We start from the raw sequence: 1997 nt of genomic DNA, 5'->3' as shown, positions 1-1997 counted from the left end.
AGATCTACTATCGCCACAACGAATCCTCGATTCCAGATTACGCGAAGGCGCGCATTGATGAACTCTCGGGCTTCATGCAAGTCCACCCAAGTATTGCCATCAACTTGCATGGGCATACCGATTTACTCGGGCCAGAACAAACGAACAAGGCTTTGTCGCAAGCTCGTGTCGATGCACTGAAAGACTACTTAGTTGAGAGTGGCATTGCAGCGTCCCGTATTCAGACCAACGCGCATGGTGAAGCGTTTGCCACGGTAACGAGTGGCGATGCAGGCAACTATGTCTTGGATCGTCGTGTTGTGATTGAGTTATCGATGCCAAGTGCTGAGCCCCAGCCGGTTGTGATGCACGCAGGCGACCGTTAATGAAATGCTTTATTGCAGTAGATGAAGCAACTTTGCTTCGTCTATGGCTGAAAGATCCTGCATTGATTCAGCCATTCACGCGTCCTTTCTATCCTATTCGTCGTCATCACGAAGCGGCAAATGAAGTAGTAAGCCGTTTAGAGAATGTAACCCTGAGTGCGACGCACGATACGCAAACAGAGAGTCTTGAAAGCACGCCGTCTTCCCAAGCGTAGCTCGCACCTTTAGGCCACTCCATGTGGCCTCTTTTTTACAAGGGAATAAGCCATGACAAACATAACAAAAACATCAATTCAACGCCTTGAAGAGCGCATCTCACTCATCGGCGTAGTGCTCTGTATTGTCGTATTTTGGTCGATGAGTGAAGCGGTATTAGCCGAGAGCAACGAGCCAAAAGGTCAGCTTCAATTTTATTCAGAAGACATGCGTACCGCTTTGGTTGCGCCTCTGGCTTTAGAAACCAATATCACAGGCAACATAAGTGGTCCTATCTTTCGCGCTAATGTTGCGCAGCGTTTTAAAAACCCTTCTGACCAATGGTTGGAGGGGGTGTATACCTTCCCGTTACCGACTAACGCGGCGGTCGATCAGCTGAAAATGTATATCGGCGAACGCGTGATTGAGGGGCAAATCAAAGAAAAACAACAAGCCAAAAAGACCTACGACAAAGCTAAAAAAGCGGGTAAGCGCACAGCATTGCTGGAAGCGCCCAAGGGGAACTTGTTTACAACACGCGTGGCGAATATCGCACCACAATCAGAGATCGTTATTGAGTTTAGTTTCCAGCAAACCTTGGATTTCAAAGATCATGGCTATGCGCTCCGTTTGCCGATTGTGGCGACACCCCAATTTGAAAAACAAAAAAGCCTAGTGTTTAAAAAGGAGCGGGTGAAAGGTGAGCGGGTGACCGTTGATCGAAAAGCATCGGATGGCGTTGAGCGTATTGGCTATCGAGAAACTGAAGAGCCCAATGCCAACCCAGTGAACATTCGTATTGATGTGAATGCGGGTCTGCCATTTGATCGTGCTTGGAGTGATAGCCACGCAGTGCATATCGAGCCCTCTACAGACAGTGCGTTTAGAGTAACTATGGATGGCGGGCCAGACGAGGCAAGTCGTGATTTTGTTCTGAACTGGTCGTATCAAGAACAGACGCATACTCAGCTCAATGTGTTTACCGAACAGAAGGACGGAGAGTATTACAACATGCTGATGTTGTTGCCGCCGGCATCATCTGATGATGTTGAGCAAACACAGCGCGCCGCGCGCGAGCTTATCTTTGTGTTGGACGTATCAGGAAGTATGTCCGGCCAGTCGATTCGTCAAGCAAAGGCTGCACTTAAACAGGCGATGCAGCAGCTTAACGATCATGATCGTTTTAATATTATCTTCTTCAATGATTCTGCTTGGCCTGTATTTGATAGGAGTAAAAAAGCCTCTACAACGAACTTACTTAAAGCACGCTGGGCGCTTGAAATACAGGATGCTAAGAACGGCACGCATATTCAAAAGGCCCTAGCCTTAGCGCTTAAACCTTCCAAACAAGATGCGTTGCGTCAAGTTGTTTTTATCACCGATGGCGCAGTGCACGATGAGGAAAGCTTGCTTGATTATGTACGTCGCAATCTTGGT

3 protein-coding genes are annotated in these 1997 nt (G+C 47.9%); all 3 read left to right on the top strand.

The annotated features are described in order from the left end of the window. Positions 1–365: OmpA family protein (locus A3762_RS24575; protein WP_197469566.1), on the top strand; the 365-nt coding region annotated here is incomplete at its 5' end. Beyond that, positions 365–580, top strand: a complete 216-nt coding sequence (locus A3762_RS24570; protein ID WP_068478705.1) for a hypothetical protein — start codon at positions 365–367, stop codon at positions 578–580. The genes A3762_RS24575 and A3762_RS24570, both read left to right, overlap by 1 nt. 52 nt (positions 581–632) lie before the next feature. Beyond that, a partial coding sequence (locus tag A3762_RS24565; RefSeq protein ID WP_156493732.1) for a VIT domain-containing protein occupies positions 633–1997 on the top strand: 1365 nt, incomplete at its 3' end.

Source organism: Oleiphilus sp. HI0125 (assembly GCF_001635355.1).
This window is presented reverse-complemented; position numbering and strand designations above follow the sequence as displayed.